The organism is Sorangium sp. So ce426 (assembly GCF_051475585.1).
GTDB classification, from domain to species: domain Bacteria; phylum Myxococcota_A; class Polyangia; order Polyangiales; family Polyangiaceae; genus Sorangium; species Sorangium cellulosum_B.
In genome coordinates this window covers 8841268-8856712 of the sequence record NZ_CP150341.1, presented here as the reverse complement: position 1 = coordinate 8856712, position 15445 = coordinate 8841268, and the positions used below count along the sequence as shown (strand labels likewise).

12 protein-coding genes are annotated in these 15445 nt (G+C 68.1%); 7 read left to right on the top strand and 5 right to left on the bottom strand.

Going from position 1 to position 15445, the window contains the following annotated elements; all coding sequences use genetic code 11:
* The first annotated feature begins 314 nt into the window (after window positions 1-314).
* Both WMF44_RS32955 and WMF44_RS32950 read left to right on the top strand, forming a co-directional pair.
* Window positions 315-3101, top strand: a complete 2787-nt coding sequence (locus tag WMF44_RS32955) for an ATP-dependent helicase (protein ID WP_437294014.1) — start codon at window positions 315-317, stop codon at window positions 3099-3101.
* A gap of 141 nt (window positions 3102-3242) precedes the next feature.
* Window positions 3243-3515, top strand: coding sequence for a DUF3892 domain-containing protein (locus tag WMF44_RS32950; protein ID WP_437301642.1), 273 nt, complete (start codon window positions 3243-3245; stop codon window positions 3513-3515).
* A gap of 406 nt (window positions 3516-3921) precedes the next feature.
* Here the strand turns inward: WMF44_RS32950 and WMF44_RS32945 are convergent, their stop codons facing one another.
* Window positions 3922-4167, bottom strand: a complete 246-nt coding sequence (locus tag WMF44_RS32945) for a hypothetical protein (protein ID WP_437294013.1) — start codon at window positions 4165-4167, stop codon at window positions 3922-3924.
* Window positions 4168-4740: 573 nt separating this feature from the next.
* The gene (locus WMF44_RS32940; RefSeq protein WP_437294012.1) at window positions 4741-4956 is read right to left on the bottom strand and encodes a hypothetical protein; all 216 of its coding nucleotides are present in this window, start codon (window positions 4954-4956) and stop codon (window positions 4741-4743) included.
* Between the two features lie 289 nt (window positions 4957-5245).
* Here WMF44_RS32940 and WMF44_RS32935 point away from each other — a divergent pair, with 289 nt between their 5' ends.
* A complete protein-coding gene (locus WMF44_RS32935; protein ID WP_437294011.1) occupies window positions 5246-5449 on the top strand; it encodes a hypothetical protein in 204 nt (67 codons plus the stop codon).
* Between the two features lie 557 nt (window positions 5450-6006).
* Window positions 6007-6966: an ATPase gene (locus WMF44_RS32930; protein WP_437294010.1), complete on the top strand. Its 960-nt coding sequence runs from the start codon at window positions 6007-6009 to the stop codon at window positions 6964-6966.
* Between the two features lie 9 nt (window positions 6967-6975).
* Here the strand turns inward: WMF44_RS32930 and WMF44_RS32925 are convergent, their stop codons facing one another.
* On the bottom strand, window positions 6976-7551 hold the full coding sequence (locus tag WMF44_RS32925; RefSeq protein ID WP_437294009.1) for a sigma-70 family RNA polymerase sigma factor: 576 nt from the start codon (window positions 7549-7551) through the stop codon (window positions 6976-6978).
* Window positions 7552-7671: 120 nt separating this feature from the next.
* Window positions 7672-8739: an RNA polymerase sigma factor gene (locus tag WMF44_RS32920; RefSeq protein ID WP_437294008.1), complete on the bottom strand. Its 1068-nt coding sequence runs from the start codon at window positions 8737-8739 to the stop codon at window positions 7672-7674.
* A 219-nt stretch (window positions 8740-8958) separates the two neighbouring features.
* Between WMF44_RS32920 and WMF44_RS32915 the strand changes: the two genes are divergently transcribed.
* From WMF44_RS32915 to WMF44_RS32905, 3 genes are read left to right on the top strand one after another with little or no spacing between them, the layout of a single operon-like run.
* Window positions 8959-10062 carry a hypothetical protein gene (locus WMF44_RS32915; protein ID WP_437294007.1) on the top strand — a complete coding sequence of 368 codons (1104 nt, stop codon included), beginning with the start codon at window positions 8959-8961 and terminating at the stop codon, window positions 10060-10062.
* A 20-nt stretch (window positions 10063-10082) separates the two neighbouring features.
* Complete coding sequence (locus WMF44_RS32910; RefSeq protein WP_437301641.1) at window positions 10083-11729, top strand: hypothetical protein; 1647 nt, start codon at window positions 10083-10085, stop codon at window positions 11727-11729.
* 37 nt (window positions 11730-11766) lie between these two features.
* A complete protein-coding gene (locus tag WMF44_RS32905) occupies window positions 11767-13323 on the top strand; it encodes a hypothetical protein (RefSeq protein ID WP_437294006.1) in 1557 nt (518 codons plus the stop codon).
* A 524-nt stretch (window positions 13324-13847) separates the two neighbouring features.
* On the opposite strand, the gene WMF44_RS32900 is transcribed toward WMF44_RS32905, so the two are convergent.
* Complete coding sequence (locus tag WMF44_RS32900) at window positions 13848-13994, bottom strand: hypothetical protein (protein ID WP_437294005.1); 147 nt, start codon at window positions 13992-13994, stop codon at window positions 13848-13850.
* Window positions 13995-15445 lie beyond the last annotated feature (1451 nt).

Sequence of the window (15445 nt, the reverse complement as noted above, 5' to 3'; positions counted from 1 at the left end):
GGTCAGATCCAGCGCTCGTCGCCCGCGCGCGACACCCAGCGAGGCGTGCGCCGGGGATTCCCGGGTGATCGATGGACGCTGGTCCGCGACACCCGTCGCTCACGGGTGACGGCGCCACCTCGCGACGCCTGTCGCGCGGGGGCGACGCCGAGCCAACCGCGCCGAGCCCGGTGATCCGCGCTCGGCGCAGCCACCGGGCGTCGCTCGCGAGAGACAGCTGCCGCTCGCCTGCGGCCCGTGATCGCAGAGCAATCCCGGTCCTCGCACCACATGACCGCGCGGCACGGCGTCTGCAATGAGCGCGGGCCACGGACATGAAGTTCACCCCCAGCCAGCTCGAAGCCATCCTGCACCCTGAGGGCAACCTTCAGCTCATCGCCTGCGCCGGCTCCGGGAAGACAGAGGTCGTCGCCCGACGTATCGCCACCCTCCTTCGTCCCGGTCCGTGCGGTGGCCTGAAGCCGCGGAACATCGTCGCGTTCACCTTCACGGAGAAGGCCGCTGCCGAGTTGAAGGAGCGCATCGTCACCCGCTGCCGCGAGGAGCTCGGTGACATCCCCGGGTTCGCGGAGATGTACGTGGGGACGATCCATGCCTTTTGCCTCGATCTGCTCAAGAACGAGGTCCCCAGATACTTCAAGTTCGACGTCCTCAACGAGGTTCAGCAGAGGCTGTTCGTCGATCGGCACAGCAGGAAGAGCGGCCTCACCGCCTCGACCAGCCTGAAGGGGGAAACGCTGAAGCGTTATGTGGACACGAGCCGCTACTGCGATGCGCTGTCCATCCTCCGCGAGTCCGCGATCGATCCGAAGGCCCTCGCGGGCTGCTCAGTCTTCGCTGCGCTGGGAGCCTACCGGAACCTGCTCGAGGAGCGATCGCACTTCGACTACTCCGAGATCCTCGCCGCCGCGGCCGACGCCCTCCAGAACGACCATGGCATGCGCAAGCGGCTATCCAAGCGCATCCGGCACGTCGTCATCGACGAGTATCAGGACGTGAACCCTGTGCAGGAGCGCATCGTGTCCTGCTTGCACGGGCTCGGCGCCAAGATCTGCGTCGTCGGCGACGACGATCAGACAATCTACCAGTGGCGTGGGAGTGATGTCTCCAACATTCTCACGTTCCAGGAGCGCTACCCTGGCGTCCACATGGTCCGGCTCGAGGACAATTTCAGGTCGACGCGCGGGATTGTCGAGACAGCGCGCGCCCTCATCGAGAAGAACGGCCTGCGGCTCGAGAAGGCGATGAAGCCGACCGGTGCTCAGGAGTACGAGGCTGGAGATATCGCGGCGCTCGCGTTCGACACCCCGGAGGACGAGGCCCGCTACATCGCTGAGACCGCGATCTCCATCCGTGGCGTCGCCATCCGTGACGGCGACGTCGAGCGCGGTATCTCGTGGTCCGACATGGCTGTGCTGCTCCGCAGCGTGCGAAGAAACGGCGCCCCTATCACCCAGGCCTTCGACGCCGCCGGGATTCCCTATGTGATCGCCGGCATGGGCAACCTGTTCGACACCGCGGAGGCAGAGGCCGCTCGTCAGCTGTTCTACTTCATGGCGGGCCGGCCGGAGGTGGACGTCGGGTCGCTCGAGGCGGCGTGGTCGCGAGCTCGCACCGGCGCGACACGGGCCGACCTTCTCGCCGCCATCCAAGCCGCGGCCAGCGTGCGCGAGGAGATGCGGAAGGATGGGGGCAAGCGGTTCGCCTTCTACTCGATCCAGCGCCGCTTCCTCAGCTTCCTCGAGGACGCCGGCATCCGGGAGGAGCGGGTACCGGACGGACGAGGAGAGATCGTGTTTTACAACCTCGGGAAGTTCAGCCAGGTGATCTCGGATTTCGAGGCGATTCACTACCATTCCGAGCCGGTGGAGAAGCACCATGCGTTCGCAAGCTTCCTCCAATATCAGGCGGAGCACGTGTATCCTGAAGGCTGGCAAGACAATGCCTACGCGAACCCCGATGCGATCCGGATCATGACCGTCCACCAGGCCAAGGGTATGCAATGGCCGATGGTGTTCGTTCCCGCGCTCGTCAGAAACCGCTTCCCGTCGAAGAAGCAGGGCGGCCCCAGCGTCTGGCACCTGATTCCCGCGGCAGGGATCGAGAGACAGGCGCGCTTCGAGGGCACGGTGGAGGACGAGCGGAGGCTGTTCTACGTCGCCGTGACGCGTAGCCAGACGTTTTTGCATCTGACCTGGGCGCCCGTGCCGGGCAACCGGCTCTACCAGAAGGCGTCGGAGCTCTGGGAAGACGTGCTGGTCTCGAAGTGGGTGAAGCGTCGCAGACCCGACTATGCAGCACGTGAGCGCCTCCCTCCGACACCGCGGAAGGGCGTGACGAACGTGGCTCTTTCGTTCTCGGAGCTCAAGTACTTCTTCGAGTGTCCCTACCAGTTCAAGCTGCGCATCCTCTATGGGTTCAACGCGCCGCTCCATGAGGCGCTGGGTTATGGCAAATCGCTGCATGACATCCTCGCCGAGGTTCATGCCCGGGCGATCCGCGGCGATATAGCGACTGCGGCCGAGGTGCCCAGGCTGGTGGATACGCACCTATGCACGCCCTACGCGTACCCCGATCTGAGGGAGAAACTCAAGAGTTCGGCCGAGCGTGTAATCCACGACTACCTCGAGGACAACCGCGATCGCTTCGATAAGATCGAGTTCTCGGAGAAGTCGATCGAGATCAACCTGGGTGATGGCGTTTCCATCGTCGGTCGGATCGATCTGGTGCGCCGCGTCGACACCGGCGAGACGACGATCGTCGATCTCAAGTCCAGCGATCGTGCCCAGCCTGAGGAGATCATCGAGAAGCAGCTCCACATCTACGCGCTTGGGTACCAGGAACTAACCGGTCGGAGCGCTGACTTCGTCGAGGTTTACAACCTCGACGAGCGGAAGCAGAAGCCGCGCGCCGTAGACGATTCCTTCATCGACGAGGTGAAGACTGGTCTGCTCGGTGCGGCGGACGCTCTCCGTAAGGGGAGCTTGCAAGCCAAGCCCGCTGCGGTGAAATGCAGGAGCTGCGACTACCTGCGGCTGTGCACAGAGGGGGGGAGCGCGACCGCGGTCGCGCCGAAGAGGGGCCTGAAGCCGCGAAGTTAATGGATGCTTCAATTTAGAACCATGGCGGCGGTGCAGCTCTGGTGACGAAGCCGTCTGAGGGTCGCGCTGTACTGTAATTCTCTTGGCTCGTATTCATTTTCTCAAGGAGAGGACAAATTGGGAGCGAATTACGTAACGAAGGTGCGTAAGCAGACGGTTGCGAACAAGGATGGAATATCCCATGAACACATCGTCGGTGTCGTGACGAATCTCGGTAGGTTCTACACGAACAAGGAGGTGGTTGACAGTATCAACGCCGGTCACGATTGGTACACGGAGGTGGACAAGGAGCCCAGAGCGAAGATTAAGAAGGCCGGGTCATGCTCTAGATCGGGCTGCCTCCATAGTCCGTATCTCACCACGAACCCCGACCACACGACGAGGAACAACCTCGAAAATCTACCCCGAGGCTGAAGGAATCCGTCCGCCTCGGGGTGCCAGTTATCAGGCGAGGAGCCTCCCGAACTGCAGCACGAGCCAGGAGCTTGTGCATGAATCCGCGACGCACACTCGGCATCCCAGCCAGATCCTGCTAGCGCGACCTACCGCGCATCATGATTGTCCGGCGGGCGACGTTAGACCTTGGCCTGCTGGTCGAGCGCGTGGCGGGCGGCGAGCAGCGCACCGTCGCGACCCTTGTGGCGGTCGTTGGGCGGATGAGGCGAGCGGCAACCAGCATCGACTCCTCGGTCTCGACCGACCAGCCGACGTGCTTGCGGCTGTAGACGTCCACCACCAGGTACAGGAAGTAGTACTCTCTGGGCCGAGCGTGGCCAGCGCGCAGAGCGGAACGCGGCGCGCCGGGAGTTTGGCCACGACGTCAGCGCGACGCGCGACGACGTGCAGCGCGCGTTGGAGGCGATCGCGTGCGGCTCGACGGGCTGGCCGCTGCTCGCTCCCAGCGCTGCTGCGCCGCGATGGCGTCTTCAGCGGCTCGGACGCCCTCAACGAAGAACTCCGCGTCCGTTGGATTGTTCAGGTCGAGGCCGAACCGAAGCAGCAGCGCGCGGTCGCGCGGTGGCACCATGCGGACGATCTCAGCGGCAAGGCGACGCGTGGACGGCATGGGAGGACAGTAGCAGCCCGGAGCAGGGTCGAGGCGCATCCGCGAACGCCATGGCGTTGCGGCCCTGGACCTGCTCGGCCGAGCGCGTCGTGGGAGCAGCGACAGTGTCATGGAGATGGTCGCCGGTTTCCATGGCGAAAGAAGCGCAGCGTTTGAACCGTTGCGTTCATCACGTTCGCCGGGATTCCGAGGGGTGTGAAGCCGGATTGCGGATCGCACGTCCTCGAAGTCAGGCTCAAGCGGCCGCACCGCGAATCCCTGCGCCGCGACGAGTCGCCCCGACCAGCCCATCGCCACGGGCCGCCGTCGTCGCATCGCTCGCCAGTACCCTGAGCCGCGCCCTCGCCCTCGGGGATGAGGTCGCGGAGCTCGTCCGCGGTCCTCGGCAGAGGATCGGCTGGGGTCGTCGCCGATTGCGTCGGAAGCGAGCGCGTGAAGCGGGCGGGGCAGGAGGGGCCGAGGCGAGCACCACGGCGTCCACGTCCAGTTCGGCCTCGACGACCTCCTCGACGGTGAGCACGTCGCGCGCGAGCTCGTCGGGTCGTGCCCCGGAGGGGTTCGAGGCCTGCGCACCTACTTCTCGTCCCTGAGCCCGCGTGCGCGCCGCTCGCGGGCACGACCTTCGGCCAGCCAGCACTGGCCGAAGACGTACAGGTAGACGGGCAGGCCGGCGCGGAGCCAGCCGAGGGGCGGAAAGGTCCCCTCAGGAACCGGCGCGTCGAGCCACGCCGCGGCGACGATCGCCACGCCGGAGGCCAGGATGCCGATGGTCCTCAGCTCTTTGCTCATGGCTCAAATGAGGCTGCAGAGGATTCGCAGGGTGCCGAGCGCCGCACCTGAGTCGTTGGAGCAGCGCTGCGAATCCCGCGGATCCCTTGCCCTGGGGCACACCGCGCAGGCTGCGGCGAACTCGTGCCGAGCGGCTTGGACGATCTGCGGGATCGCGCTCTCGTGTCCTGACTCAGCTCCACGTAGAAGCTCCGCGGCGGCGCCTCGACGCTACCATCGGGGTCCGTCAGTGCCTCGGTCGGTCGCCTCGTCCGCTGTGCCGCAGGCCGGCGCTCCGACGAGCGCCGCCATGGTCAGGCCGATCCTGGTGTGCATGTGCCACCTCCACGAGACGCGATCCGTCGCTCGCGGACTTGCGCTGCGAGGGGGCATGCCAGCGCGCGTCACATGGCGGGCTGCAGCCGGGGCCGTCGACCGGCCAGCCGCGCCGCTCGAGCGCCGCCCGCTGGCGCGCCTCGGCCCGCTCGATCCGGTGCAGTTCGAGCAGGCGTAATCGCCGCTCGTACACTGCTGCGCGGTCCCGGCCGCCCTCCTGCGCGGCCCCGGCGGTCCTGCTGCGCAGCCCCGGCCGCCCTCCTGCGCGGCCTCGGCGACCTCCTGCGCAGCCCCGGCGGTCCTGCTGCGCGGTCCCGGCCGCCCTCCTGCGCAGCCCCCGCGACCCTCCTGCGCATCCATTTTGGTGTCCTATCGTACGATCGCATGGCTCCTGCGCAGCCCCCGCGACCCTTCTGCGCATCCATTTGGGTGTCCTATCGTACGATCACCTGGCTCCTGCGCAGCCCCGGCGCCCTCCTGCGCGCCCAGTTGGTTGCCCTGCGTTGTCATGGCTCGATGCCTGCGCGTGGCCGTCGCCGCTGCTGCGCAGCCTCGGCGTCCGTTTGCGCGGCGCCTCTGTCTCCTTGCGACCTTGCGCCCTTGCGCCCTTGCGACGAAAGCGTCGGTATCGTGCTCTCCTGTGACCCGAAGCCTCGGCGGCGCCGATTCCCTCATTGAGCGACCGCGCCTCTGCTCGGAGGGGCGCTGACCTCGACAAGGAGACATCTCATCGCCATGACAACGAAGGCACCCACCACCGCTTCATCCAGGACCAAGAACGCCCAGAGCACGCGCGCTTCGAGCGACGCCGGAGGCGCGCACCGCTCGTCGGGCGGTGCGCCCGAGTTCACGCTGAGCGCCGAGCGAGAGGCCGAGCTGCTCCGAGAAGCCGAGTCGCTCGGCGATAACACCTCACTCTTTCCAGGCAAGCTCGCTCGACGCGTCATCTGGGCGAGCCGCATTCAGCTCGCCGCCGAGCGCGACGCGGCGGATCTCGTGCGCACGCCGTTCCCCGACGACGAGCCCCAGCTCACGCGAGAGGAGATCCGCGGGCTTCGTGAGAAGATCGAGCTCCTGCGCGTCGTGCAATCGCGCTGGCAAGCGGCGCAGCAGCGCCAGGAGCGGGCCGTCGCGGCCTTTCAGAAGCCGGCCGCCGAGGCCGCCCAGATCAAGCAGTCGCTCCTCCGCTTCTTCGATCTCCGCTTCAAGAAGAGCCCCGAAGGTCAAAAGCGGCTCATGGCGATCCGGGCGGGCAGCGGCGACGCGGATCTGGTCCAGGACGCCTCCGATCTCCTCTTGCTCTGCTCCGAGCACGCGGAGGCCGTTCAAAAGGCGCCTCGCGGCGAGGCCGCCGCGGCGGATCGCCTCCGCGAGCTCTCGCCGGTGCTCGCGCGCATGCTCGCCGACAAGACGCTCTCTCTCGAGGCGGTGCGCTCGCGCAAGCTCCGCGACGCCGCGTACACCCTCGTCGTGAACGCCGAGCGGAGGCTGCGCGCCGCCGCGGAGTACTGGTACGCGGGCACCGACAGGATGAAGGACTATGCGCCGTTCCCCGTCTCGCGCGGCGCCTACGGCGGAGGAGAAGAGGAGGGAGAGGACGGCGGCGAGCCGGAGGAGGCCGATCCGGAAGACGGCGAGTCGGAGGAGAGCGAGTCGGGAGACGACGAGCCGGGCGATGAGGGGCAATCGCCCTGAGCTCGCGCATCACGATCGCCAGCGCCCTCGGCCGCGCCGTCGTCCTCGGGGATCACGTTGCGGCTCGTGTCGTGCGCGAGGCGATCGGCAGTCGCGCAGCGCACCGAGGGCCTTGGTGCGTCGCTTGTAGAGCGTAGAGAGAGGTAGCCCCGCGTCTTCTGCCACCTGGGCCATCGGGATGCCATCCAGATCGTGTGCCACGAGAACAGAGCGCAGCTGCGGATCAAGCTCGTTCACCGCGTCGATGGTGCCCGTTCTGATGCTGTGGGATTCCATCGCAGCAAAGGCATCCGGTGCTGGATCGGGCACATCGATCAAATCGACGAGCTCCTCCCTGCGGTGCTGCATACGTTCGCGATAGTGCGCGGCGACGTGCACGGTGATCGCGTTCAACCAGCGTTCAGGCCTGCCGCGCTTCGGATCGAACCTGGGCCAGCTCTCCCAGGCGTTGAGCCAGACTTGGCCTGCGACGTCGGTACGATGGCACAGGGGGACCCCCAGCCTCCGCAGCCAGCGCAGCACGGCACGTAGGACCGCCGGGCAAAACAGGCGCGCGTACGCGGCGGCGCGCTCGTCTTCATTCATCGCGTTTCGTCTCCTGGACGTGAACGTCCTTGTCTGGACGCAGGGCAGATCTCGGCCTTGTGCTGTCCGACGACATCACTTGCGTCACCGCCTGCTGGTTGTCGGAGGGACGCCGAGGACTCAGCGAACTTGCGTCAGGAGCGCTTCACGCTCCGCGGCGAGCTGTCCTTGCGGGAACTCCCGTGCATGTGTCTCAAGCAAGCGGCGCGCCTCTGCCTCTGCGATCGCGTTATGGTCCTCGACGGCCCTTCGGGCCTCGTCGATGAGGCTCTGCTCGCGCTCGCTGACGGCTGGGACCACGGCGCGGACGGGGAGCGAGCTACGACGAACCGGCGTGCCTGAGGGAGCAGGCACTCGTGCGTCGCGGTCCTGCGCCGGCTGCGCGATCTCCTGGGTGGTCGGCGCGGTCGGCGCGGCGGCCGCGCGCATGGGAAGTTGGACCGGCGGCTGCGCGAGCTCCTCCACCGCCGGTGCGGGCGCAGGAGCACGCACCACCGCTGCCCGCAGCCACGACTCCGGGCTGAACGAGTCCGGCGACGTCGCGACGACGGCGCCGGTCAGCACGACGACCGTTCCCTGCACCAGGAGCTTGATCCTCAGGCGGCCTAGCTTGCTCAACCACCCCTCGCGGCCCCGCAGATCGACGGCGATCGGGACGCATGCAGCGTCGTCCCATCCGCGCGAGCGTTGCCGCGCCTTCCGGCGTTTCACCGCCGCGTCGAGGTCCTCGAGCGCTCGGAGGAAGTGTGTACTCACCGTCTTCGGGTTGAGCCCGAGCTCGGAGGCGATCTCGATGAGCGGCACCTCCTCGAGCGCGTGCTTGATCAAGACGTCGCGGTACTTGGGGTCGACCTGGTTGATCAGGTCGTGAAGGAGCGCCTCCCGCTGCTGCCTGCGGAGCATCTCTTCCGGGGTCGGGCAGTCCGCCTGAGGCTCGTGATCGTCGAACGAGGTCAGGACCTCCCCCCGACGGCGTGCGTTCCGCACGTGGTTCCGCGCCTGGTTCCGGACGATGGTGGCACCGTAGGCGGCCCGAGCCTCCCCGAGCTCGATCCGCTGGTTCGCTTCCAGCTCCCGCAACAAGGCATCCTGCGCGAGGTCCTCCGCGTGTCGCGCAGGGACACCGAGACGCCGCGCGAGGCGCCGGAAGAACTCGAAGCCGGGAGGGGTGCTGCCTGGCTCGCCCATGACCGGTAAAACACCTGAGCCGTCCGGAGGGCTTCAAGAAAATGCAGGTCGGCTCCAGCGTCAGTCGGATAGAGTGTGACATGTAGGCGCGAGGCCTGCGACAGCACAGGCAGCGATGGTCGCATTCCCCGAACGGGCGGGATTTTCTCATCGGAACGTTCAGGTCATGCCATTTTCCGTGCTGTTGACGCGCCACGACTGGCGTGAGTACCGTCGCGCATGCGTTTTGTCGCGCAAACGCTCTGGATATCCTTGATGCTTGGCGTCGTTGTCGGCACTGCGCATCCGGTCCATGCGGAGGACCGGAATTCGGCCCCCGCACGAGGCGACGATTCGATCGTAAAGGACCATCTTCGCCGCGCCCGGCGAGCTCGGGCATCGGGAAAGTGGACCGAGGCACACGCCGCGTACAAGGCGGCCTTCGAGGCGATCGACTCGACATCTGTTACAGAGCGAGAATCCGCTGAGGTCGCTGGAGAGCTGGGCCTTTGCGAGCTCAAGTTGCGCAAGTTTCGTGACGCAGCGGAGCACCTGGCTTGGAGCCTCGAGCGGCGCAAGGCGCTCTCTCCTGAGCAGCAAAAAGGATTCGCGGACGGACTGGCCAAGGCCGTTCGGTTCGTCGCGACGCTCTATCTGTCGGTGGATCCGCCGGATGCCGAGGTGCTCATCGACGGCAAGCCCATCGGCCGACCCAGGCGGACCTACAGACTGTTCTTCGAGCCTGGCAAGCACATGGTGCGGGCCCGAGCACCGGGCCGCGAGGAAGGCTCCCAGACGCTGGACGCGCAGCCAGCGACCGAGCCGACCATGACGATCCAGTTGCCACGCGCGGCCGAGAGCAGCGCCAAGGACAACGCGCCTGCGGTGCCCAAGGCCGTGAGCGCATCGCCCCCTGCGCGCCCGCAAGCTCCCGGGCAGCCAGCGTCGTGGCCGACGACACTGCGCATCGCGGGGATCGCCGTCACGACGGCCACCCTGTCGGCGGGCAGCCTGCTCATGATCCGGGCCACGAATCTCGACGGCGATCTGAGCGAACGGCGCGACGGGCTCAACGGCGGTACGGCGGCGAGCGGGTCCAGGTGCTGGCAAGCGGCGGACCGCCCGGCGTGCGCTGACCTGCTCCGCCTTCGAGACGAGCGCAACCTGTCCGCGGGCATGGGCACGGCCCTGCTCATCGCCGGCGGTGTGATCGGGGCAGCGACCGCCGCGTCCTTCTTCACGGACTTCTCCTTCCTGGGGCCCACGCCGGCTCAGGATCGGATCCATGCCTCGCCCGTGGCGAGCGGGCGAGAGATCGGCGTGATGATCGAGGGGCCGTGGTGAGGACATCGGGGGCCGAGACGATGCGCTCGAAGGAAGGCCGGCGCGTGGCGCGGGTTGCCGTCGCGCTCGCGATCTGCGTGTGCGGCGCGAGCACGCTGGCAGGGTGTCCGTACTCCGACCCTTGCTGGGAGGTGGAGGCGTGCGAACCCGATCCGGTGCCTCCGCCCGGTCCGTGCGAGGGAGAGCCCAGCACGGCGCCGGCGCTGGATGAATGCGGGGTGTTCGTCAGCCCGCTGTCGGGTGACGACAGGCACCCTGGCACGAAGGACGCGCCGGTGAAGACCTTGCAACACGCGATCGGGCTCGCCGCGCACGGTCGAGGCCACGGCGAGGCGCCGACCCGGCGCGTGTACGCGTGCGGCGGGGAGTTCGAGGAGAAGATCACGCTGCCTTCGGGGGTCGACCTCTGGGGCGGGCGCCTGTGTGACGGCGGGTATTGGTCGTACGAGGGATCATTCGGGGGGCCCGAGCACCCGACGATCATCGCTCCGCCGGGGGGGATCCCGCTGCGGGTCCTCGGGGCGGAGGGTACGGCGCTCGCGGGGGACGATACGACGTCGGTGATCGCTGGCGTGCGCGTTGTGGCGGCGGACGCCTCCGCGCCGGATGGCAAGTCGTCGATCGCGGTGATCTTGAGCACGGGGGCCAGGGCGATCGTGCAGGACAGCGTGATCGTCGCGGGCGACGGCAAGGACGGGGAGCCGGGAGAGGACGCGGACGCCGAGCGGGCGCCATACGGCCTGATGGGAAACGACGGCGTGGACGCCTGCACCACGGACTCCCCGACGGGCGCCCTTGCGGTGGTCACCGTGTGCGGCGACGGCATCGAGTCGACGGGTGGCTACGGCGGTGACGGCGGACTCGACGTCGGCGGCGATGGCGCACCGGGAGAGCCGGCGCCCGCGGAGGATTCCGAGCGCGACGGCCATGCAGGGCTCGGCGCAGATGTCACGAGATGCAGCGAAGGGGGCGACGGCGCAGACGGCGTCGACGCCGGTCGCGCGGATGGCGCCTTCGGTCCAGGCTTCCTCAGCGACGATGGATGGATCGGTGTCCCGGGCAAGGACGGGAAGAAGGGCGGCGTCGGCCAGGGAGGCGGTGGCGGTGGCGGCAGCAAGTCGCGTGGGGACATGGTCGCGTGTCCGGCAGGCCTGCCCCAGGGGGGCGCCGCCGGCGGCGCTGGCGGGAGCGGCGGCTGTGGCGGTCGGGGAGGCTATGGCGGCGGCTATGGCGGCGCGAGCATCGGGATCGTCGCGCTGGAGGGCACGGACCTGACCGTCGCCAACACCGACGTGCTCACTGGCAAGGGCGGCCAGGGCGGGGTCGGCGGAACGGGCCAGCCGGGCGGTGCGGGGCGCCCCGGCGGTGACGGGGGGAAAGGTTTCGCGACGAACACCGGTCAGACGTGGGCAGCCTGCCCCGGTGGCGGAGGAGGCAACGGCGGTCGCGGCGGCGATGCCGGCGGCGGGCTGGGCGGCGCATCCGTCGGCATCGCCTACGTGGTGCCCAACCTCGCCATTCGACCCGGGACCACCATTGTTCCCGGGGCGCCCGGTGCCGGTGGTCTCGCAGGGAACGCCGGTCCGGAGGACGAGGTGGGCAAAGGGGAACGCGGCCCACAAGGTCAACTGGTCGCCTTTCCCGCGGCAGGCGAGCTGATCCATTGAATCGCGCCGCGCGACACGAGACCAGTGAGGGATGCTCATGAACCTGAATTCCGCGATCCTCCTCGTCGTTGCGCTGCCGCTCGCCTCCGTCGGCTGCGGGACCGCACCGGGGGTAGACGACCCGAACGGTACGCCGCCGTGCGACGGCCTCTCGACGTGTGGAGGCGATCCGATCCCCGAGTCCGTCTGCCTGGAGCACCTTGCGAACGGCAAGGCGGTCGATGGCTGCGGCGTGTTCGTCCACAATCCGTTCTTCGGCGGCGACGACGCGAACCCCGGCACGAAGGACAGGCCGGTTCGTTCCATCCAGCGCGGCATCGAGCTTGCGCGCACCGAACGCGGTCGCGTGTTCGCCAACAACGATGGCTTCGACGAGTCCGTCACGCTGCCCTCCGGGGTGGATATCTACGGAGGCTTCGACACGTTCGAATGGGAACGCGTGAAGGAGATTCAAACCCTGTCGCAGAGCATGAGCAAGCTCATTCCCCCCTCGGTCGGGCAGATCGCGCTGATCGTCGAGCCGGCCCGCGACGGCGACACGGGGGCAGCGGACGGGGTCTCGGTCATCGATCACATGTTCATCGGCAGCCAAATGCATATCGGGATGATCGTTCGGTCGGGCGCCGCGGTGGAGATCGTCGGAAGCTGGATCGAAAGCGATTACGGAAGGGGGGGCCACGATGGGGAGAACTGGCCGGGCCGGGCAGCGTCGGGGCCGGACGGGCAGTATGGGGGAGACGCGTGCTCCGCAGCGACGGTCCCGGGTGGGGCTCGGGCGGTGAACTCCTGCGAGGGAGGGATCCCGAGCGTCGGTGGCAAGGGGGGCGACGGCCTCGCCGACGGCGCCGGAGATGGGGAGGACGGCGAGCCCGTACCCGAGCCGAACCCACAGCACCAGGGGCTTGGAGGACGTGGCGACCGGTCAGACGGTGGCTGCAACAGCGGCACCACCGGGAAAAGCGGCATGTGGGGCGCCGCCGGCGCAGCGGGAAAGGGGCGCGGGCGGATCGATGAGACCGGATGGCACGGCGACTGGGCCGGCGACGGCGCCCGGGGGATGCCGGGTCAAGGCGGTGGCGGGGGCGGCGGGCGTCGCGGTGGGCTCGCGGTGTGCGGCGTGGCCACCCAGGGCGGCGCCGGCGGCGGCTCCGGAGGCGCGGGCGGTTGCGGGGGGCGGGGCGGCCGAGCAGGCGGGAACGCCCAGCCGAGCATCGGCATCCTGGCGCTCCACGCGAAGGTGACGGTGCGCGACAGCATCATCACCACCCGCGACGGGGGCCAAGGCGGCGACGGCGGGGAGCCGGAGGAAGGCGGCAAAGCCGGCCGAGGTGCTCCAGGAGGCGCCTTGGGGGACGGCATGTGGTCCTGTCAGGGGGGCAGCGGCGGTCTCGGAGGCCCTGGCGGCTACGGCGGCCCCGGGCGCGGTGGGGACTCGATCGGCATCGCCTACCTCGACGAGGACCAGCTCACGCTGGAGGGGGTCACCTTCGAGATCGGGCTGCCGGGCCCAGGCGGCACGAGCTGGGAATGGACCGGCGATATGATCACGGGGGAGGACGGTGTCGCCGTCGAGACGTTGCGTTTCCCTGAATAGGATCACGAGACATCGCGTGAACCCCGTAAACGATGTGAGCCGCACACCCCTCGGGCGATCCGCCATAGCGTGACCGCGGTAACTGCCGCCGCTGGCAACCGATTCAGCGATGCCTGTCATCGGCGCGCTCCAGCCGACCGCGGCGACGGCACTGCCGACCGGAAGGAGTGAGCGCTGCCTTTGCGGATGCACACCCCGAGTTGCGCGACGTCGCGCGCGAGCAAAGCCCTTCGCATGGCGACGTGAACATGGCAGGGGTGCGAGGGCGCCGACGGTGGCGCGCCTGGAGCTCTACGACGGCGCCCGCGGGCGTGATACAAGCCGCGCGGAGCTCCAGGAGCACGACTCCAGGCCGCGGCGCCGAGATCTCGCTCGCGGAGCTCGCCGGCGAGGGCCCCGACCTCGACCAGGTGAATCGCGAGGGCCCCGACTCGCCGGCGTCCAGCTCGACCCGCGGCTGCTCCCCCGCCTGGCGCCGCCCCAAGTGAGCAACGCCCCCCTACGGGTGCAGGCGGCCTACCGCGTCAGCGACGGCGCCGGAGGCCGAGGACGAGCGCGGCGCCCATGCCGACGAGCACGAGCAGGGCCACGGCGACCCACACCCAATCCCGGGGATCCGAGCTGAAGGAGACGGCCACCGCGCCGCACCCGGGAGAACACGCTCTTTTCATCAGGCACCCATCCTCTCATCAACCGCCGCCTCCCGTCCGTCGGAAGGTGCGGACCTCGCCGTGGTGTTCCTTGACGCCGCGGCCCCGCTATCTGCTCCGGCGGCATGTACACCGCGCAGACGACGGGCGCCGAGCTAGCCGACGTGCGCCTCGATCTCCACGGCCGCGCCGCCGCGGCGAAGGGCCATATAGCGCTCGCGCCCGCCCTCCTCGTCGCCAGCCGTCGCTGGCGTCCGATTCGACCTCCGCGCCCCGCCGTGGGGGCTGCGCCGCGCTCACGCTCGAGAACTCCCGTCCCGGGCGTCACAACGCGCCGACCAGGCTCACTGCTCAAGGCCGTGCCGACGTGCGCCTCGACCTCCGATGGTCCGCACCGAGCTCGGCCGCGACGATGTGCAACCCGCTGCGCTCAGCTCGAGCTCGGCTTCGGATCGGGGCGAGGATTGACAAGCCGTAGCCGCAGGGACGCAATCCATGCCCTGAATCACAGTTGACGCCGCCCCTCCGCACACGCATCTGAAAAAACCTGGAGGATGAAGATGCGCCACAGGCTAAAATTGAAGGCGATCCCTGTTCTAATTCCTCTCGGTCTCACGGTGTGGGCGTGCAACTACGACGTGGGCGAGTGCTATCTCAGGGGGACAGAAGGCACAGGGGCCGGAGAACCATACCCACCGGGGTCAGCAGCTGCGGGGGACCGGTTCGGGAACGGTGACGACGTGGGGAGCGGCGCCACTGAGCAGATGGCAGGGTGCACGCCCGACAAGACATGCACAGACATGTTCGTTGATTGCCAAGAGATCGGCGGCATGTGCATCACGGGATATCCGGGTTGCGACAGATGGCGCCATGCATCGTGCAGTAGTCGCCTTGAAGAATGCCAGTCGGGTACACCATACCCACCAGCGTGCAAGTGTAGATCATGCGGATTCGGATGATGAATGATCCGATGCAGGGCGCAGTCTACGTTGCCATGGGCAGGGTTGCCGGAGCGGCTCTAGCCAAGGTGGCATCCCCCGTCGTGGTCGACGATGACGAGCTCCTGCTGGGGCCATCAAGAATCGATCCGAAACGTCATCGTGCTGCGCGCGTTAGATACTTGGGTGGAGAGCCGTCTGCCGATCTCAATGAAGAGCTTGCGCGTTCTGATGGGCCGCCGATCTGCGTGGCGCTTCCGCCGACACCAGGCGGCCTGATGAACCTCTGTCGGATCTGTGCCTCCGTAATCGAGCGCGGGCGTACCGTGTTCGTCGTTGACCTCAGCCCAGAGACCGCCGGAACATTTCCGCAAGGGCCCGGCCCAGGCATGGCTATATCCATCTATGTCGCGGATGCTCTGCTACGCAAGCCCCCCGTGGTCCAATGGTCGAAGCTCGAGACAGCTCTCGCGGCTACGCTCTGGAAATTGTGGTGCCGCCGCTCGCCCGTTGCCTTTTCTAGGTTCTGTGCAT